Annotated in this window: 16 protein-coding genes and 1 tRNA gene; 10 read left to right on the top strand and 7 right to left on the bottom strand. The window is 66.9% G+C overall.

Going from position 1 to position 19,239, the window contains the following annotated elements; genetic code table 11:
- Window positions 1-2: 2 nt before the first annotated feature.
- Complete coding sequence (locus tag GWK18_RS09540) at window positions 3-4,931, bottom strand: NAD-glutamate dehydrogenase (protein ID WP_348535917.1); 4,929 nt, start codon at window positions 4,929-4,931, stop codon at window positions 3-5.
- A gap of 435 nt (window positions 4,932-5,366) precedes the next feature.
- On the opposite strand from GWK18_RS09540, the gene GWK18_RS09545 reads away from it, so the two are divergent.
- Window positions 5,367-6,254, top strand: coding sequence for a glycerophosphodiester phosphodiesterase family protein (locus GWK18_RS09545; RefSeq protein ID WP_158609570.1), 888 nt, complete (start codon window positions 5,367-5,369; stop codon window positions 6,252-6,254).
- Between the two features lie 52 nt (window positions 6,255-6,306).
- Here GWK18_RS09545 and GWK18_RS09550 read toward each other — a convergent pair whose 3' ends face one another.
- A complete protein-coding gene (locus tag GWK18_RS09550; protein ID WP_123825436.1) occupies window positions 6,307-6,840 on the bottom strand; it encodes a histidine phosphatase family protein in 534 nt (177 codons plus the stop codon).
- Window positions 6,841-6,892: 52 nt separating this feature from the next.
- Here GWK18_RS09550 and GWK18_RS09555 point away from each other — a divergent pair, with 52 nt between their 5' ends.
- The 4 genes from GWK18_RS09555 (at window position 6,893) to GWK18_RS09570 (ending at window position 11,224) form a co-directional block, all read left to right on the top strand.
- Window positions 6,893-7,909 carry an aldo/keto reductase gene (locus tag GWK18_RS09555; RefSeq protein WP_123825437.1) on the top strand — a complete coding sequence of 339 codons (1,017 nt, stop codon included), beginning with the start codon at window positions 6,893-6,895 and terminating at the stop codon, window positions 7,907-7,909.
- Between the two features lie 79 nt (window positions 7,910-7,988).
- Window positions 7,989-8,432: a DUF350 domain-containing protein gene (locus GWK18_RS09560; protein WP_123825438.1), complete on the top strand. Its 444-nt coding sequence runs from the start codon at window positions 7,989-7,991 to the stop codon at window positions 8,430-8,432.
- A gap of 151 nt (window positions 8,433-8,583) precedes the next feature.
- A complete protein-coding gene (locus GWK18_RS09565) occupies window positions 8,584-9,198 on the top strand; it encodes a DUF2617 family protein (protein ID WP_158609572.1) in 615 nt (204 codons plus the stop codon).
- Between the two features lie 76 nt (window positions 9,199-9,274).
- Complete coding sequence (locus GWK18_RS09570; RefSeq protein WP_166834869.1) at window positions 9,275-11,224, top strand: sugar phosphate isomerase/epimerase and 4-hydroxyphenylpyruvate domain-containing protein; 1,950 nt, start codon at window positions 9,275-9,277, stop codon at window positions 11,222-11,224.
- Here GWK18_RS09570 and GWK18_RS09575 read toward each other — a convergent pair.
- Window positions 11,201-11,632, bottom strand: coding sequence for a thioesterase family protein (locus GWK18_RS09575; RefSeq protein WP_245193164.1), 432 nt, complete (start codon window positions 11,630-11,632; stop codon window positions 11,201-11,203). The genes GWK18_RS09570 and GWK18_RS09575 overlap by 24 nt on opposite strands.
- A 259-nt stretch (window positions 11,633-11,891) precedes the next feature.
- On the opposite strand from GWK18_RS09575, the gene GWK18_RS09580 reads away from it, so the two are divergent.
- Both GWK18_RS09580 and GWK18_RS09585 read left to right on the top strand, forming a co-directional pair.
- A complete protein-coding gene (locus GWK18_RS09580; RefSeq protein WP_209280927.1) occupies window positions 11,892-12,527 on the top strand; it encodes a YdcF family protein in 636 nt (211 codons plus the stop codon).
- An 83-nt stretch (window positions 12,528-12,610) separates the two neighbouring features.
- Window positions 12,611-12,697: transfer RNA gene (locus GWK18_RS09585), tRNA-Leu, on the top strand.
- A gap of 210 nt (window positions 12,698-12,907) precedes the next feature.
- Here the strand turns inward: GWK18_RS09585 and GWK18_RS09590 are convergent.
- From GWK18_RS09590 to GWK18_RS09605, 4 genes are all read right to left on the bottom strand, one after another.
- A complete protein-coding gene (locus tag GWK18_RS09590; RefSeq protein ID WP_166834873.1) occupies window positions 12,908-14,689 on the bottom strand; it encodes a hypothetical protein in 1,782 nt (593 codons plus the stop codon).
- Window positions 14,619-15,596, bottom strand: a complete 978-nt coding sequence (locus GWK18_RS09595) for a hypothetical protein (RefSeq protein WP_166834875.1) — start codon at window positions 15,594-15,596, stop codon at window positions 14,619-14,621. Before GWK18_RS09595 ends, GWK18_RS09590 begins: the two co-directional genes overlap by 71 nt.
- A 255-nt stretch (window positions 15,597-15,851) precedes the next feature.
- Window positions 15,852-16,649: a hypothetical protein gene (locus GWK18_RS09600; RefSeq protein WP_166834877.1), complete on the bottom strand. Its 798-nt coding sequence runs from the start codon at window positions 16,647-16,649 to the stop codon at window positions 15,852-15,854.
- 135 nt (window positions 16,650-16,784) lie between these two features.
- Window positions 16,785-17,042, bottom strand: coding sequence for a helix-turn-helix transcriptional regulator (locus GWK18_RS09605; protein WP_145001093.1), 258 nt, complete (start codon window positions 17,040-17,042; stop codon window positions 16,785-16,787).
- 155 nt (window positions 17,043-17,197) lie between these two features.
- On the opposite strand from GWK18_RS09605, the gene GWK18_RS09610 reads away from it, so the two are divergent.
- From GWK18_RS09610 to GWK18_RS09620, 3 genes are all read left to right on the top strand, one after another.
- Window positions 17,198-17,758 (top strand): hypothetical protein, encoded by a 561-nt coding sequence (locus tag GWK18_RS09610; RefSeq protein WP_166834878.1) that lies wholly within the window; start codon window positions 17,198-17,200, stop codon window positions 17,756-17,758.
- Window positions 17,755-18,636, top strand: a complete 882-nt coding sequence (locus tag GWK18_RS09615; RefSeq protein ID WP_166834880.1) for a DUF4357 domain-containing protein — start codon at window positions 17,755-17,757, stop codon at window positions 18,634-18,636. Before GWK18_RS09610 ends, GWK18_RS09615 begins: the two co-directional genes overlap by 4 nt.
- A gap of 270 nt (window positions 18,637-18,906) precedes the next feature.
- Complete coding sequence (locus GWK18_RS09620) at window positions 18,907-19,215, top strand: transposase (protein WP_166834882.1); 309 nt, start codon at window positions 18,907-18,909, stop codon at window positions 19,213-19,215.
- Window positions 19,216-19,239 lie beyond the last annotated feature (24 nt).

Genomic DNA, 19,239 nt, shown 5'->3' on the forward strand with positions numbered 1-19,239 from the left:
GGTCAGTCCTGGATGGAGGCTCGCATGGTTCGCAGCGCGACCGACAGGGCCGCGAGATCCGCGGCGGGATCGCCGGTCTCGCTCGCCGCGATGTCCTCCAAGGTCGAGCGCAGGCGAGTCAACTGGATCTGGTTCTCCCGCTCCCACGTGTCCACGTGGTCCTCGGCCGTCTCTCCCTCGGCCTGCAGGGCTTCAGCGGCCATCGACACCAACGTGGTGTAGACGTCCTCCCGCATGGACATGCGCGCCAGTGACTCCCACCGGGTGGTCTGCGGCAAGGCCCCGATGCGCTTGAGCAGCGCTTCGATGCCGAACCGGTCGTAGAGCAGGAAGTAGACCCGGCCCACCAGTTCCAGGTCCTCCCCCGCCTGGCTGCCCAGACGCACGACGTCCAGCAGTGGGTAGGAATCCAGGATCCAGGACCATTCCCGGGCGAGCTCCTGCGGGACGCCCTGGCGTTGGGCGATCTCCAACAGTTCGTCGTCCCGGGTCGCGGACTCATGCCCCAACAGCACAGTGTCACTGCTGCGCAGTCCGGCGATCGGCGCGTAGCGCTCGGTGACCTCGGCGATCGGCTGCGCCGTCTCCCTGCGCCGCACGAGCCAGCGCACCGCGCGGTCCACCAAGCGCCGCTGGTCCTGGAGCATCCGCACCCACAGTTCCGTGGGGATCTCCGCGGGGAGGTGGGCCACCGCGTCCAGGTAGGGATCGACGTCGAAAATCTCCACCGTGGCCAGGAACGCCTTGGCGAGTTCACCCGCCGAGCAGGAGGATTCGTCCATGGCACGGAAGGCGAAAGTCGCGCCGCCGACGTTGATCATGTGGTTCGCGGCGATCGTGCACACGATCTCGCGACGCAGCGGGTGGGTCTGGAGATCGCCGCCGAAGCGCTCCAGCACCGGCGCCGGGAAATAGGCATCCACCACCCGGTCGGTCCAGGGGTCCTCCGCCAGGTCCGACTCCACCAGCGCCTCGGAGAGCTGGATCTTGGCGTACGCCGTGAGCACGGACAGTTCGGGGGAGGTCATGGTCTCTCCCGCGGCGATGCGCTCCTCCATGGCGTCCGTGGACGGGAGGTACTCGATGGCCCGGTCCAGGTCGGCGGTGTCCTCCAGCCAGTCCATGAGGCGTTCGTAGGTCACCATGTAGTCGTCGGCTTTCCACCGGTCCACGGTGAGGGTGACGTTCTGCGCCACGTTGGTGCGCAACACCAGATCGGCGACCTCATCGGTCATGGACTCGATGAACTGCGCCCGGTCCTCTTCCGACAGACGCCCGGCGGTGACCATCCTGTCCACCAGGATCTTGATGTTGACCTCCCGGTCGGAGGACTCCACACCGCCCGAATTGTCGATGGCATCGGTGTTGATCAGCACGTCGTTGCGCGCCGCCTCGATCCGGCCGAGCTGGGTGGCACCCAGGTTGCCGCCTTCACCGACCACCTTGACCCGCAGCTGCCGCCCGTCGACCCGGATGGCGTCGTTGGCCTTGTCCCCGACCTCGGCGTGCGATTCCTCAGAACCCTTGATGTAGGTGCCGATACCACCGTTGTAGAACAGGTCCGCCGGTGCCTGCAGGATGGCCCGGATGAGCTCGATCGGGGACAGGGCATCGGTGCCGTCCGGCAGGTCCAGGGCCGCCCGGACCTGCTCGGTGACCGGCACGGACTTGGACTGGCGGGAGTAGACCCCACCACCCTCGGAAATCTTGGCGACGTCGTAGTCCTGCCAGGAGGACCTGGGCAGCCCGAACAACCGCTCCCGCTCCGCGTAGGACACGGCTGGGTTCGGGTTCGGGTCCAGGAAGATGTCCCGGTGGTCGAAGGCCGCGACCAACTTGATGTGTTCGGACAGCAGCGTCCCGTTGCCGAACACGTCCCCGGACATGTCGCCCACGCCCACCACGGTGAAGTCCTCCGTCTGGGTGTCGTGACCGAGTTCGAAGAAGTGTCGTTTCACGGATTCCCACGCGCCACGAGCTGTGATGCCCATGGCCTTGTGGTCGTAGCCGACCGAGCCACCGGAGGCGAAGGCGTCGCCCAACCAGAAACCGCGTTCCAGGCTGATCGCGTTGGCCGTGTCCGAGAATCGGGCCGTGCCTTTGTCCGCGGCGACCACCAGGTAGGAGTCGTCACCGTCGCGGCGAATCGTGCGGTGAGGCGGCACGGTGCGGTCTTCGCCGTCGCCGGTACTGATCTCCAAGTTGTCCGTGACGTCCAGCAGCGCGCCAACGAACTCCTTGTAGGCATCCTCGCCCGCAGCCCCCCAGGCCTCCCGGTCCACGGACGGGTCCGGCAGCTGCTTGGGGTAGAAGCCACCCTTGGCGCCGTTCGGGATGATCACCGCGTTCTTGACCATCTGGGCTTTGACCAGCCCCAGGACCTCGGTGCGGAAATCCTCCTGACGATCGGACCACCGCAGGCCGCCGCGGGAGACCGGGCCGAAGCGCAGGTGGGTGCCCTCCACCCGCGGGGACCACACCCAGATCTCATGGGCCGGGCGAGGCAACGGTGCCACGGAGATCCTGCGTGGGTTCAGTTTGAACGCGATGGCCGGCCGGTCCGGCTTGTAGGCGTTGGTCCGCACGGTGGCGTCCACGACTTCCACCAGTGCGCGCAGGAACCGGTCGGCGTCCAGCGTGGGGACGTTCTCGAGTTCCGCGGTGACCCGGTCGTGGGCCTCACGACGCGCGGCCGCCCGGGCCTCGGCGTCGTCGTCGCCACCGGAGGTGGTGAACAGGTCGGGGTCGAAGGAGGTCTCGAACAGCTCGACGACAGCGCGCGTGACACCCGGGTGGGCCAACAAGGTGTTGGCCATGAAGTCGAAGGAGTGCGGGACCCCGAGCTGTAGCAGGTATTTCACGTAGGCACGCAGCACGGCGATGGTCCGCCAGTGCAACCGCTCGGCGAGCACCAACCGGTCCAGCGCATCGGACTCCGAGCGGCCGGAGAGTACCGCACACAGGACCTCTTCGATCAGGTCCTCCGTCCGGGCCTCGTCCGGGCCCACCGGGTCGACGCCCGCGGGCAGTTCCACACCGAAGTCATAGAGCTGGAACTCACGCCCGTCGGCCGGGGTGATCTCGTAAGGCTTCTGGTCCAGCACGGTCATGCCCAGGTTCTGTTCCATCGGCAGCAACTCGGTCAGACTCAACCGGCGGGTCAGGTAGATGTTGACCCGCACCTGGCCCGGGACTTCCGCGGGTTCGCCCGCCTCTCCGATGGTGGCCACACGGACCTCCGCCGGAAGATCCGGGTCACGGCCGGAGAGCATCTCGCAGCGCTGGAGGTCCGCCACCGCCTCGTCGATCTCGTAATCCGCCCGGTAGGCCGGGGGGAAGGCCTCTGCCCAGGCGTAGGCGTACTCGCGGGCCTGCTCCTCGTCGAATTCCTCCCCGATCGCGCGCACCAAGGCGTCGGGCCAGGACCGCACGGCCGAACGGACCCTGGACTGTAGATCGGCCATGTTGACCGGGGGCGGGGTGTCGCTGGGCAGCCGCAGGCGGAAGAACAACCGTGCCAGGGAGGACGAGGACAACCGGATCTGGAAGTCCACGTCCGTGGCCTGGTAGAGATCCACCAGGACCTCCTCGATGCGCTGCCGCACGGAGGTGTTGTACCGATCCCGCGGCACGTAGATGACCGCGGAGACGAAGCGTCCGAACAGGTCCGGGCGCACGAAGGTCTTGGTCACGCGCCGCTCGTCGAGTCCCAGAACGCCCTCGGCCACTTCTTGCAGCTCCGGCACGGACATGTGCAGGAGCTCGTCCCTGGGGTACTCCTCCATCAGGCTCAGCAGGTCGCGGGCGGAGTGGGAGTCCTCGCGGAAGCCGAACCGCCGAGTCACGGCGTCGATCTTGCGCCGCACCCACGGGGTCTCCTGCGCAGGGGTTGAGTAGGCCTTGCGGGCGAACAGCCCGATGATCAGGTATTCACCGTTGACCCGGCCCTCGTCGTCGAAGCGCCTGACCCCGATGTAGTCCAGGAACTCGCTGCGATGGATCTCCGAGCGGGCGTTGGCCTTGGTCACGAACAGGGTTTCCCGGTCCTTGGCGTGCTCCTGTGCCTGGCTGGTGAGTCGACTACGGTGCGTCCCCTCCCCGGATTCGCTCAGCAGGCCCAAACCGGTGTCCGGGCGGGACTCCAGGTACAGCTGGTCGTCGGGCCCGTTGAGGTCGTACTCCTTGAAGCCCATGAGGACGAAGTTCGCGTCCAGGATCCAGCGCAGGAACTCCTGGGTCTCCGTGACGTCCCCCAGCCCCAACCCGTCGGACCTGTCCCGGTCGGCAAGTCCGTCCAGGGAACCCACCAGGTTCTCGACCGCGGCCCGCAGTGCGTTCTGGTCGTGCGAGATCAGTGCGACGTCGGCCAGGACGGGCCGCAGCGTTTCGACGAGCTGTTGGGCCGATTCGTCGTCGCACTCGCGGGTGAGCACCACCTGGACCCAGGATTCGACGGCGGTCCGCTCCCCCAGCCCGCCCACGGCCGGGATCGTCTGAGTGTCCCCGCTGGAATGCGCCGCGAAGTCCGGGACCTCGCCCACGGAGGTCAGGACGCCGTCGTCGTCGCGGGTGACAAGCAGGATGGGGTGGACCACCAGTCGAGCACCGCCCCAGTTCCGCGCGATCTGGGTGTTGATCGTGGACACGACGAACGGGACGTCGTCCGTGACCACGTAGAGCACCGACCGCTGCGGCTCCCGTTCGACCTGGATGAGGGTCTCCCCCGGAGCACGCCGGTTCGCCAGCGCGCGGTGGTGCCTGGCGCGCTCGACCAGGGATTCGACGGGCCGGGAGGTCAGGTCCTCGGCCGAGACGTTGTCGTAGTAGGCCTGGATCCAGGCGTCCGGACCGGTGAACTGCGGCCGCCGGCCGACCACGGGAATCACGTCGGTTCGGTCCGAGACCTCTGAACGGTAATGGTCTTGTGTCACTGCTCGATCACGCCTTTGTGAGGGATTGTGAGGTGGCGACGGGCGACGGGCGACGGTGGCCGTCCGGGCCCGCGCACGGTAGGAGACGACACTCACCCTAGTCGTGATCAGCACTTTTCCCAGGGCCCGCAGTTCACTCCCCGGTCACAACGCCGACTTCCTGACATTTCCGCATGTCAACTGATAGTTACTGGCGCGTTCCTAGCGTGGGCCGGGTCAGTGGTCGACTCCACGAGGGTCGACTGACCTCTTCCCACGTAGCTGGAGGCGACTGTGCACCGTGCTGGATCGAGCCATCCGACGAACACCCCGTACCGCACCGACCGACCCACCCGCCGTCCACGTTTTCTGACCCGAGTCCTGGCTTGCTGTGTAGCGTCGATGTTGTTCGCGGCAGGCACGCCCCCGGTACACGCAACCGACAGCGAGGATCCCATGACCGATTCGAACCAGTCCCGCACCACCGACGAGTTCGAGCTACAGGCACACCGCGCGGGCCGGGGGCACTGGACGGAGAACTCCCTCCACGCCACCGGCCGCTCCCTGGACACGGGGGTCGGCGCCGTGGAAGTGGACACCCAACTGACCCGAGACGGCGTGGTGGTCGTGTGGCACGACAGCACTCTGCAGGCGGACAAGTGCCGCGACACCGGGCCGGTCACGGACGGTGACCCGGCATACCCGTACGTCGGTGACCACCTGCGCGACCTGACTCTGGAACAGATCCAGTCGGTGGACTGCGGATTCCAACCGGCCCCGGGCTTCCCGGACCAAGAGGTCGTGACCGGGCACCGCATCGCCCCGCTCAGTGAGTTCCTGGCCCTCGCCCGCGAGCGCGGCGCAGAAAGCATGTGGTGGAACATCGAGATCAAGATCGAGGACCCCTCTGACGCCGCCGAGCGGAACCTGCACACGGATGCAGTGCTCCAGGAGGTCTACGCCGCCGGTGACCCGGGCAGAACGCAGATCCAGTCCTTCGACTGGGCGGTGCTGGACAGGGTGGCCGTCACCGCACCCGAGGTGCGTCTGGGTGCGTTGGCGACGGCGAAGAACCCCAGCGGCGCCGGGCAGAACCCGCAGGAGGTTGCCCGCCGCGGGTATGACGTGTGGGTCCCGAACCACACCATCCCGTCGGAGGACGACATCGCCGAGGCCCATGACCTGGGACTCAAGGTGGTGCCGTGGACGGTCAACGACGCCTCGGACATGCAGCGGTTGATGGACTGGGGCGTGGACGGGCTGATCACGGATTATCCGTGGCAGTTGCGGGAGATCATGGCCCAGCGTGGCATGAGTCTTCCGTCCCGGTACCCCGCCGTGTGACTCACGGCGGGCACCCGCCCGGGGTCACGCGGTGGTCCGCCCTCCCGGGGGGTCACGCGGTGGGCACGGAGAGCAGCCCCTCGTCCACCGGAACCACTTCCGCGTTCTTGACCCGCACGGGCTCGGTGTCCTGCAGGTGGGCCACCGTGAAGCGGATGAGGGCCCCGTGGGCCACCAACAGGACGTTGCGTTGGGGGAACTCGCGTTTCACCTGGTGAAGCACGGCCAGTGCCCGGTCGACGACCAGGTGTTCGAGCTCGGCACCTTCCAGAAGGCGGTCGTACTCCGTGGGCGTGATGCCCTCGATGGACAGCCCCTCACTGGGGCCGAAGGACCGTTCGACGAGCCCGGGGTAGGTTCCGCCCAGTTCCACGCCGAGTTCACGTGCCACGATCTGCCCGGTTTCGCGGGCCCGGACCAGCGGGGAGGTGACCACCAGGTCCCACCCCGGGTCCATTCCCCGCATGCGTTCGGCGGCCTCCACCGCTTGCGCCCTGCCGGTCCGGTTGAGGGGGATGTCCGATCCCCCTTGCAGACGCTGCGCGCGGTTCCAATCGGTTTCACCGTGGCGCATGAACGCGAGCATGCGGTTGCCTCCTGGGCTCTGGGACGGGACGTGACTCGGCGATAATGTCGACATGCAACCAGCCGATGCCTCATCCTCCATTGTCTCCGACCACGACGCGCACGGCACGGCTCACGGCGAGAGACTCACCACACGGTTGGTCTACGGGGCCATGGCGCTGGGCGGCTCCTGGGACGGGGCCGATCTCACGGACCAGGAGTTCGCACACGGTTTCGCCGCTCTCTCGGCGGCTCATGACGCCGGATTCCGCGTGATCGACCTGGCCGACATCTACACCGCGGGGAAGTCCGAGTCCGTCGTCGGGCAGTGGTTGGCCGAGAACCCTGTCCGCCCGGAACTGACCCTGCAGACCAAGGCCGGCATCCGCCTTCCGGGCAACACCGCGCCGGAGGATGCACCCGTCCACTACCGCCTGGACCGTGCCACGTTGCGTGACGGGTTGGAAGGATCCCTGGCCCGGCTGGGCGTGGACGCGGTGGACCGGTTCCTGATCCACCGCTGGGACCCCCTGGTCGACGTCGCCGAGGTGGGCACCGTCCTGGACGAACTGGTGGAGGAAGGACTGACCCGCGGCATCGGCGTCTCCAACGTCTCCTGGTACCGACTGGACCTGCTGCAACGCCACCTGCACCACCCGGTGGAGGTGGTGCAGTCCCAGTTGAGCCTGGGGCACCGGGACTTCGTGGAACGCCAGATCCTTTGGGACCACCCGGACGGCACCGCGGTGGACTTCAGCGAAGAACTCCTGGACGAAGCCGCCGCCTCCGGCGTCGAGATCCAGGCCTGGGGCGCTCTGGACCAGGGTCGGTACACCAGGGAGCCGCAGGACAGTGCCGATTCGGCCACCGCGGATCTGGTCCGTCAGATCGCCACGGACCTGCGCTGCTCCCCGGAAGCCGTGGTCCTGGCCTGGATCATGCGCCTGCCGCAGCGGGTCCGGCCCGTGATCGGTTCCGCCGATCCCGGCCGGATTCGGGCCTGCGCCGAGGCCGACCGCGCACTGGCGGTCCTCACGTACGAGCACTGGTACGCGCTGCTCAACAGTGCCCGCGGTCGCAATATCCCCTGACGGCGGCTCGGCCACGCATACTTGGCACAGACACTTCAACGGGCTCCGCATGGGCCCTCGACGATTGGCTGGACACACCATGGACTCCCCTGTTCTCGGCTCCCTGCTCTACTCGGCTGCGGCCGCTGCTTCCTATGGGCTTGTCGGGTTGGTCCTGCTCGCCCTGGGGTACGTGATCATCGATTTACTGACCCCCGGCAAGTTGCACGAGCTGGTGTGGACACAGCGCAATCGCGGAGCGGTTCTGGTCCTGGGTTCCTCGATCCTGGCCATGGGGTGGATCGTGCGGGCGGCAATCCTCAGCTCGGCCTCCGTCCTGTGGCTGGGCCTGGTGTCCACGCTGGTCTACGGCGTGATCGGCCTGGTTCTGATGGCCGTGTCCTTCTTCCTCATGGACCTCCTGGCCCCCGGAAAGCTGGGCGCGCTGATCGTGGACGACGACGACCGCCTGCACCCCGCGGTGTGGATCACGGCGGCCACGCACGTGGCGGTCGGCCTGGTGGTGGCGGCAGCCATCGCCTGATCCAGCTGCGTGTTACAGACCTGAGCGGTACTTGCCGCAACGTTCTTGCCGTCGTCGAGCAACTCACGTAATTTGCAGTCGAAACACGCGTTGGTTGACGAGCTCTCCCCCCAGTCGCCCGGTTCGATCCGACGCGGGGAGAGGAGAAGCCTTGAACGGCCAACCCCGGGGGCACCACCCCCACGCGCAGAACACCCTTCACCTGGACCGTGATTTCCCGGCCCCGGCAGCGGCACCTCAACCGCCGGACGTGCACGAGGCTCTGAGCTTCGAGCGCAACGGCGACCTGTTGCCCGCGGTGGAAGCAACCACCGTGCAGGTCCCGGGGCACCCGGACGTCACGGTCGAACTCCGCGTTCTCGACGGCGGCCACCAAGTGGTCCTCACCGTCCGGGACCAGACCTGGGTGGAAACCCTCCTGGACCACGACGCGAACGCACCGTGCCTGCCCATCAGTCAGCGGCACGACGATCCCGTCAGCGGGGACCTGGTGTACGAGGCCCGCTGCACCGTGACCGGGCATTCACCGCGGGGGCTGCGCAGGCAGCGCAAGCGTGCGCAGGAGACCTGCGCGTCTGCGACCGGTTCCATCATCGTGGGCGCGGGCACCGAGAAGGCGGTCGGCCTGTGCGTCTTCGGCTTCAACGACGACGACGAACTCCTCTGGCGCTCCTGGCGCGTCCTGCCGGGGCAGAACCGGCTCGCCCACACCGTCACGACCGTGTGGTTGTCGGCCTTCAGCTCGGCCCTTCGCCGTGCGGGCTGACACCTGATCCGCTGCTATCGTCGCCCGTGGCGACGGCAGCGTGGCCGTCGTGTTCCGTCGGCACGTAGGAGATCAGATGCGCACGTCCATTGCCACCGTCTGCCTGTCCGGAACCCTGGAGGAAAAGCTCGACGCCGTGGCCTCCGCCGGTTTCGACGGTGTGGAGATCTTCACTCAGGACCTTCTGGTGTCGCCGACCGCTCCCGAGGAGGTCCGCGCCCGGGCCGCGGACCTGGGGCTGTGCCTGGACCTCTACCAGCCGTTCCGCAACGGTGTGGAGCTGGCCCCGGACAAGTTCGACGACGCCCTGCGCCGCCTGCGCCGGACCGCTGAGCTGATGAACCGGTTGGGAACCCCCACGCTGCTGGTGTGCTCGAACGTTTCACCCGATGCGGTGGCCGATGACGACCTGGTGGCCGAGCAGCTGCACCGCATGGGCGAGGTTGCCGCGGAGCACGGCGTGCGGCTGGCCTACGAGGCCCTGGCCTGGGGCACCCACGTGAACGGTCATGACCACGCCCACCGGCTGGTTCTGGCAGCCGATCACCCCAATGTGGGGACCTGTCTGGATTCCTTCCACATCCTGTCCCGCGGCGGGGACCCGGCGTCGATCCAGGACATGGACGGGGACAAGATTTTCTTCGTGCAGCTCGCGGACGCACCCCTGATGCGCCTCGACGTGCTCTCCTGGTCGCGGCACCACAGGGTGTTCCCGGGCGAAGGGGATTTCGACCTGGTGGACGTGATGACGCGCCTGGTCCGTTCCGGGTACTCGGGGCCGGTGTCCTTGGAGATCTTCAACGATTCCTTCCGGCAGGCCGACGTCGCACGCACCGCCGTCGACGGATTGCGTTCACTGCGCTGGCTCGAGGACCGGACGCGTTCGGCCATGGCACAGGAACTGAACGGTCCCGATTCCCCGGGCGCCCAAGGTGCCGCCGGCGCCACGGACCGGCTCCAACTCCAGTCCCTGCCCCGGATCTCGGCTCCGGCCGGCTGGGACTTCGTGGAACTGCGCACCACGGACCTGGGTGACACCACGCGGCTGCTGCACCGCCTGGGCTTTCGGCTGGGTGGCCACCATCGCAGCAAGGACGTTCAGGTGTGGTTGCAGGGCGACGTGCGGGTCGTGGTCTCCGAGGCCGGTGAGGGCACGCGCCGTGAGCCTCATCTGGATCCCCGCGAGCGCCCCGATCACCGCCCGGTTGCGGAGATCGCCGGTCTGGGGTTCGAGGTCGAGGAGCCGGCAGCGGCCTACCAACGCGCGCTGCAGCTCGGTTCCGACCCCGTGGACCGCAGTGAGCTCCCCGGGGAGGCAGTTCTGCGGGGAGTCTGGGCACCGGACGGGACGGAGGTCTTCTTCGGCCCGTCGCCGGGTTCCGGGGTCCCCGCCTGGCTCGAGGAGTTCGGTGTGGAGTCGGAGACAGCCGGTTTCACGGATCTCATCACCGGCATCGACCACGTGAACGTGGCCCAGAAGTGGCAGCACTACGACGAAGGCGTGCTGTTCTACACCTCCGTGCTGGCACTGGAGGCCACGCCTGCGCAGGAGGTCCCCGGACCGTCCGGTCTGGTCCGTTCCCAGGTCATGCGGAGCCCCGACGACGCGGTGCGCATGCCTCTGAATCTTGCGCCGACCGCGGCGGAACAGGGCTCCTTCGTGGGGGTCGCCTACCCCGAACACATCGCCTTGGCCTCCACCGATGTCCGAGAGGTGGCCCGCCGCGCGATGCGCCGCGGACTCGACTTCCTGACCGTGCCGGAGAACTACTACGAGGACCTGGTCACCAGGTTCGACCTGGACCCGGAGACGGTCACCGAGCTACGCGAGTTGAACTTGCTCTACGACCGCGACGAGCACGGCGAGTTCCTGCACTTCTACACCCGCACCCTGGGCGACCTGTTCATGGAGGTCGTCGAGCGGCGCGGGTACCGGGGCTTCGGCGCGGAGGACGCCCCGGTCCGGCTCGCCGCCCAGTACCGCCTGCAGTCCCGGGAACCCTCAGCGGAACAGCGCGGGGCCTGACCAGGGCTCCAGGACGGCCTGCTGCTCCTTGGTCAACCGCAGGACCCGTTGGGTGGCGGGATCGTAGAAAGCCAGCTGGGTGTGGGCGCGCACGCACACCTCGCCGGTGGCCGAATCATGGATCTCGATGCCCAGGATCAGCGCGGCACCGGCGGCCTTGACGATCCACACGCGCACGGGTGCGGGCACGTTGCGGTACTCAAGCGCCTTGAGGTACTTGATGCGGTGTTCGGCGATCAACGCCTGGGTCCCCTCCGGCAGGCTGTCGAAGAGCGGGACCACGGGTGGGACCACCTGGTCGCCGGTGCCCACGGGAATCCCGAAGGCCGCGATCCGGGCCTCCTCCAGCATGCGGACCACCTCCACGTTGTTCACGTGTCCGTAAGGGTCCATGTCACCCCACCGCATGGGGATCTGGACCAGTGTTCCGGGCTCGTCCAGCGCCCCGTTGTCCAGGCTGCCGCCATCCGCTGCAGCCCCGGTGTGAGAAAGATCCTGGGGGTCAGGCGTCGTCATCGGTGGGTAATTCTCCTTATGATTCGGGCGGGCCAGGCGAACGCCGACGTGCGGCGATGTGCTCTTCGCAGGGCCTGATCAACATTATCCGCGGTCACGGGCCGCAGTTTCACGGGGAAAGTACCGGCACGACGACGGGGAAGGTTCCGGAATGAAGACACTGGTGCGACGCCGATGGCGAGTGCTTGGCACCGTCCTGGGGACCGGCGTCGTGCTGGCCTGCACCTGGGCCCTCGTGTGCACGGGCGTCATGCTGCACCCAGACGTCACCGAGAACCCTGAACCAGCCGATGCCCTGTTGGTCCTGGGGCCGCCGGACCCCAAGCGGATCGAGGTGGCCGCAGAGATCATGAACGCCGGGCTGGCACCCGTGGCCGTGGTGGCCACCCCCGATCCGGTGACCGGAACCTGGCCGTCCGATGCGGACTTCATCCGGAACCAGTCGTACTGCGACTCCGATCTGCCCTACGAGGTCATCTGTTTCAAGCCGGATCCCTCGACCACTCAGGGTGAGGCGATCAAGTTGCGGGAGCTGGCGGAAGAGCGAGGGTGGGACAACGTGATCGTCCTGACCTATCGCCCGCACGTGGCGCGCTCCCAGCTGATCGTGGGGCGTTGTTTCCAGGGCACCACCCAGTGGCCCACCTTCGACTACCAGGAGGACTACTCCCCGTTCAGCCGGAGGACGTGGCGAGAATTCGCCTACCAGTCCGGCGGCTTCCTCAAGGCCTGGGTGACGCCGGGGTGCGACAGCCAGCTGCCGTGGCACCCCAAGTCCGGGGCCTGAGGTTCCTCGATTGGCGCCGGAGGCTGCGGATGGGTATGCTGTCCGTCGTTGCCCAGCAAGGAACTGCTCTTGCTGAACACCACGCGCGAGTGGCGGAATAGGCAGACGCGCACGGTTCAGGTCCGTGTGCCCGAAAGGGCGTGGGGGTTCAACTCCCCCCTCGCGCACCAGGGGAGGTTCACTTAAGTGTGTGCTTCCAGTTCACAGAACTCCCGATCAGACGTTTCTGATCGGGAGTTCTGTCGTTCGCAGCTGGCCTGGGGTCCACTGCCGCCCCTGCTGCGCCCGTTCAGGCCCTTCAGATCGCCGCCCCCGTATGTTTTTAGTCACAAGAATGCCCCTGTCCGGGGTTTCCGGGCAGGGGCTATCGCCAGGTGATCTCAGCGCTTGTGGGCTTTGGTGGCTGGCACCCAATCCGTCGTGTCAGTCGGCGTCCGAGGCGGTGGGCCCTTCGCCCGGTGTGGCCCGGTGCCGCGTTTGGGGGTCCGGGTTCGGCGTGGTCGTCGACCGGTGCCACCAGCAGCTTGTGACTGCTGTTCTGATGCGCTGGCTGGGGCGGGGGCGCTGATGTCACGAGCGTAGGCCTCGGCGAGGACCCTGATGTTCGTGGCCGCCAGGACCAGTGCGGCCAGCAGCCCAGTGCGCTGGAGGGTCTGGACGCGGATGCTTCCTCGGCGCAGGCCTCCGTGATGGATCTTGAGGCTCGCGTTGAGGGATTCGACGTGATTGCGTCGACCGTAATCCTTGGCCCATTTCGTGGTGCCATAGAGATGGTCCTGTCGTTCCCGCAGAAAATCATCGGGACCAAGAGTGATGGTGCGCGAGCAGTAGCATTCCCGACCCGCGCAGTTCGTCGTGGGTCTCGACGCGGGATCCATTCGCATTGAGGCCGGATTGTTCGGGCATCGCACTTTCCCCGTCACGGCCGGGCCGCGGTACCGCTGAGTCCCTCGTTCCCGATCGGGACGACCCAGCCTTGAGAACGCCCAAGGAATTCGATTGTCGTATTCGGCGATGCGCTTCAGTCGATCCTCGACGGTCTGCATCTGCGGAAAGCCCCCTGGATCGCGCATGGATCGGGGAAGGGAATCGATGAAAAGGTGCCCGTCAACGAAGATCGTGCCTGGGACTGGGCCGGGATGGGTGGTCCGTTGGGTGCGATGCAAGTCGATGGTCTGGTCAATACCCCGACGCTGCAGTTCCCTTGCCCAACCCATTGCCAGGCGATATGAGTACCCACGGTCTACGCAAATCCGGTCCACGGCAGCACCTTGTCGTGTGAGGGCATCAATGACCTGGAGTCCGGCCCGGTCGCTGTCGGCACCTGCCGGGCAGATCACCAGCCCCTGGGCCAGAGCTGCCTGGGCGCGTTCCCCTTCTGGCGGGACACCGACGGCGATATGCAGGTTGTATCCGAGGAACGTTTCCTTCGGCTTCAGGTTCTTGCCCGCCCGGTAGCCTTCCCTGGCATCAGGGTCGACGGTGTGCTGCGTTCTTCCATCAGCCCCAAGGATGGGCAGGTCTCCGCCCTTACGTCGCCTCGGGGGCTTCGACGACGGATCTTTCGCGGTTGCTCTCCCTTGCGGCTTGGGGACGCCCCTTTTGGTGTTATTGCGTCCGTGGGGGCTGTAGTGCGACTCCAAATCGGTGGCGTCGATTGCGACGTTTCTGCTACCGAGGAGGTCGTCAGGGATCGGCGCTCGGACGAGGCTCGTGAGCAGATCACTCAGGGGCACACTCGAGCGCAGTTCACCTGTAACCGGGTCAGCCGTTTCGGTTGCGGCGCGGCCGAGTGATTCCACCGCGCCGGTGAGTTGCCGGTATGTCAGCCGCTGGCTGAGCCCGACCCTGGCCCGCTGACTAGGGCTGAGGCGATGGGCGACGTCGCAGGCCCGAGTGCAGTGCAGCTCCCCTGGCCGCTCGAGGGCGTCGATGAGCATCACGGTCAACAGCGTGCGCCAGGAGTGTGTACGACGGCGGCCTGTTGAGGCCGTCATCCGCTGCTGGAGCTCTTCCACGAGCGGCGCTTGCATCGTGGTCACCGCGCGGTTGACGACCTCGTTGGCCACACTGTCCGCCAGCTGCCGCTGTTTACGAGGCACGCGGGCCACCCCGTGGGGACAGGCCGGCTCCTGCCAGCAGGTACCGGTCTTGATCGTCACGGTCCGCGACGTAGGGCAACAACTTCTCGAGCACCGAACCGCTGGACAGCCCCGCGATCGTCATGAACTCCGTGATCCTCACATCCATGGACAGCAGCTGCACCATCCACGTGGTCCGCAGCTGCGCCTGCCGCAACGGAGGCAGGTACGACGGGATCTCCAGGCTCGAACGCAGCTTGCCCACCGGGTCCCTGGAATTCCTGTTGTGCGGACCGATCAGCGGGCCTTCCGGATACTTCTCCGTCAGACGTGCCAGTGCCGGCACGTACTCGATCAATACCGGCACAGTCCGATCGCTGAGCACAACGACCCAGAGACGGGGCTCCTGAGGATGGATCAGGACATCGCCTGCCGTAACGCGCAGGAGCTCACCAGCATTCACCCCAGCGCCGAGTCCGAGGGTCAACATCGCGGTGAGCACCCGGGTCCGCGCCTCGGTCGCCTGGACCTCGGCTGCAGCCCAGTAGCTGGCGATCTCTGGGGCTGTATACGGCGGGGCGATCGGACGCGCCCGCCCCACCGGGGTGGGCAGCCCGTGCCAGGGCGCCCTGGTCGTGGCATGCCAGGCCAGCCGATGCAAGTAGGACGCCGCCGTAGCGCGGCCGGCCTCCGACCAGCCCGCACCCTCGGCGGTGAGGAACGACTTCACATTGTCCTGGGTGAACACGGCCTCAGGGTCCAGCGGCTGGCCGAGGCGATAGGCCCACACGAGCATGCGCGCGGCGTACCGCAGCGCCTGCCGGGCCGACGACGGCGCCTCATACCCGGCCGCCCTGGTCGCAGCGATCGCGATACCCCGTACATGAGCCCACTCGCCCGAGGAGATCAGCTCAGGATCCGGCGCATACGCCTCAAGGACTTCCTCGGCAGTGCCCGCGACGCCGCCGGCGACTCGGATCGGCCTCACCACCCCCACCACCCGCGCAGATCTGCATGGGGTTGAGGACTCATGGCGACCGGTCGCGAGGAAACTCTGCGACGGTCTATGGGAAGAATTTGGGTACGCGCAGACCACGCGCCCCCTTGCCACCACCGAGAACGAGCATTATCCTTGGAGGTGTTACCAGCACTTCCGAGGCCCCTGCAGACGTTCTCAACGGCGCTTGTGGGGGTTTCGTCTTGCCTACGCGCCATGCGGCGCGTTTTCATCAGCTGTTACCCATCACCTTTCCTGGGTTGTCAGGACGTAGAACCCACGGTCGTCGGCCTCGACCTCGCCACGACGTTTGAGGTATGCCAGCACGTCAGTCACCTGATGGCGCGTCGGAAACGGGAACGGCTGCCCTCGCCGTTTCCCGTAGTCATCGACCACCTGCACGACATGTCGATGAATCGTGGACGGTCTAGCCGGCGCATTGCCAGTCAGACAATCTCGGACGATCTGCGCCAAAGAAGGGCAGCCAGCGTGGCGCAACTGGTCGGATAGCGACCAACGAGGCAACGGGGCCGATGGTCGCGCTGGGGCATCCAGCTGACGGGCGACCGCCAACCAGTCGGCAGTGAACCCAACGCTGCGACCCTCTTGCCTGTGGAGCATCTGTAGCTGGCTGAGCTGCCGGATGAGCTCCTGAGCTGAACGCTCGAGCTCCTGAACCGCGGGTGTCATGTGACCCATCGTTCCCCAGGAATCGGCGGACCCGTCACCGAGGGCAACATTCTCGGGCTGGAGTGGCAGGCCCGCGTCGATACCGCGCCACTGTCGACGCAGCGCTTCGCCGCAGCGCGGCTCAACCAGAATCCGCTGGATGTCCGAAAGGATCGGCCACCGCTCCCCCAGCACGGTGCGCTCCAAGGCCGAGTACGTGAGACCCAGACGCCGGGCCAAGACCGTGTAGGCGTAGCGCCGCCGCGGCTCCTGAGGTGCTTCGTCCTCGAGGCGGGCGATTTCTTCGCCGAGTGCACGAGTAACCGCCACTGCTGCGGCCAAGGAGAACGAGAGGCTGCGCAGAGGGAAACTCATGCGCGCCCGGTCGTACCACCTCAACCCTGACCACTCGGAGCGCCCCTGCACACCGTGGAGAGCTGAATCGAGGACATGCTTGGGATGGTGGCCAGAATTCGGTGATGCAGGCATGACGGCAGGCTATGCCAGGGCCTACAGCCCCCTGCGGCCATCTTGCGCCCCGGGCTCCTTTCTCGGATCGTCGCTGCCCCAGACCGGGCTCAGCGTGCTGTCGAGGGAGAGGCCGAGGGCGCGGGTCAGGATGAGCCAGGTCCTCAGGTCTCCGCGGTAGGTGCCAGCGCCGATGTTGAGCAGTGTCCGCCTTGACAGTCCGGAGATTTCGGCGAGCTCGTCGTAGGTCATGCCGCTTTCTGCCCGGAGCTCGGTGAAAGCCTGTCGCAGAGCACTCATGTTCGGCTCAGGTCGGTCGGCAGGTTTGCGTAGCACCCTTACAGGCAAACCCGGGTGCCCGAGAAGCGCAGTGCAGGACCTTGCACTTTCTGGTGCAGGGTGCTTCACTCGCGCAGATGCACCCCTGCGACCTGCACCGATGCGAGGACTGACCCGTGAACCTACTCACCACCGCGACCTGGAGCACCCTGGGCGGCGCCGCCCTCGGCGGCACCCTCCTCGCCAAAGACCAGACCAAATGGGCCGAGGTCGACTCGTGGGCCGAGGAGCTCGCCGCTGAGGACCGCCAACAGCTCCTCAATGGCCAGCCCCTACCGACGATCCAGGAACCCCCGCAGCCGACACCACCGAACCTGCCCACCACGAAAACCTGGCTGCTGATACCACTGGCCGTCTGGTTCGTTCCGGCAGCACTGATCGCCATCATCATCGGAGCAGTCCTCAGCGCTGGGGAGACACCGGCAGCAGCAGCCCTCGGCGGCGCCTTCACGTTCGTCGTTGCCTCCATCCCCACCCTGGCGCTTGCGGTGATCATCGGCTTCATCCTCAAGGCGGCCCGGATGCGCCGAGCACAGCGCGCCACGCTGGAGCACCAGGTGCGGGCCGCCTACCACGACGTCTGGGCGTTGCGCGAAGACGCCCGTCATCAGCTCGCCAGCGGCGCCAAACCCGTGCGCTATCTCGAGGCCATCGGCCTGGACCCCCAGCAGCTATGACACAGCCAGAGGGCCCCACCACCGGGCACCCGCTGACCACCTGGGGCGCAGATCATCTCGAGCACACGGTCACGATCCGCACCGACGCACACGGCGCCCGGCACATGAGGACCAGCGCCGGTCACGTCAGCGTCGTCGACGCCCATCGCATAGCCGCGGCACGGCTGGCCCGCTCGAATGCCCTGGATGCCTGCGCCGTCTGCCTCGTCGTCAACGACACCGCAGGCGTCGTCCTGCCCGCACAGGTGCACATCCTCAGCACCACCGACCCCACTTCTTCTCTCCTGGCCAGCCATGATGCTGGCTCGCCAGACTGGGCCCGAGTCCTGGTCGCCTCCCCGCTGCGTGGCACCTGGGCGGCGCACGAGGCCCAGCTCATGGCGACCGAGATCGCCGAACGAGCCGCACGAGCGAGCAGACTCCGAATCAGCGGATCACCAAGTCCGCCCCCGGGTCTATCGCTGTCCACCCGCCATGCCTCCGAACTGCACGACATCGCCGCTCTCACTGAAGCGGCAGGCCTGCCCCTCCTCAGCTCACCCGCCCAGCGCGAACTCACGCACACACCGCTGCTGCACCTGCGCGGCCTGCCCGATACCACCCAAGCGACAGCCTCCCCCCAAGGCATCCTCATCCACGCCGGCACCCGGCTTGAGAACCTCGAAGCCAACGGCACCCACACCGTCGAGATCGGATACCGCCGGATCGCACTGCTACAGATGGGAGTGCTTCAAGGCACGGGCCGCGAGCTGGAGTTCGTGCGAGATCACCTCTTCGAGGACCCCAGCTCCGCAGCTGCGCTCATCCGCGGGCGTCCGACGAACGGATGGGCCTCATGGCTGGACTTCGCGGGAAGGGCCCTGCGCGAACTGATCTGATAATGCGGGGCATCAACGCAGCACGAGGCCTCAGAGGCACAGCGTCCGGTCACTGATGTCCGCCCTTATCTGTAGTTATTAGCCCTGTGTCTTCTGCGCCATCCACGTCGGCGGGGCGTCTCTTCGTTCTCCGTCGATGAAGCTCAATCCGTAGTTACTATGATCCACGGGCGGGACCCATCGACCGCATTGCCCCGGGTTTGGTGAAGGCTCTAGCCTGTATCGCCCCGGGTCTGGTGGAGGCTCTGATTCCACGGGAGGATGAGGAGCATGGCAGCACCGAGGAAGTACCCGGACGAGCTTCGGGAGAGAGCCACGAGGATGGCTGTTCAGGCGCGACGGGATCCATCGACGAGGTCGGGCACGTTCCGTCGTGTGGGCGAGCAGCTCGGGATCAATCCCGAGACTCTGAGGAATTGGGTCGTGCAGGCCGAGGTTGACGAGGGGCACCGTCCCGGGACCACGACCAGCGAGTCCCAACGCCTGGTCGAGCTGGAGAAGGAAGTGCGTGAGCTGCGCCGGGCGAACTCGATGGCGGATTCAAGCGGTGAGCGCAAGGAACTCTGCGAGCTTCTCTGATGGTGTCAGATAGCCCAATGTCTT

Source organism: Kocuria sp. JC486 (assembly GCF_011602805.1).
Taxonomy (GTDB): domain Bacteria; phylum Actinomycetota; class Actinomycetes; order Actinomycetales; family Micrococcaceae; genus Kocuria; species Kocuria soli.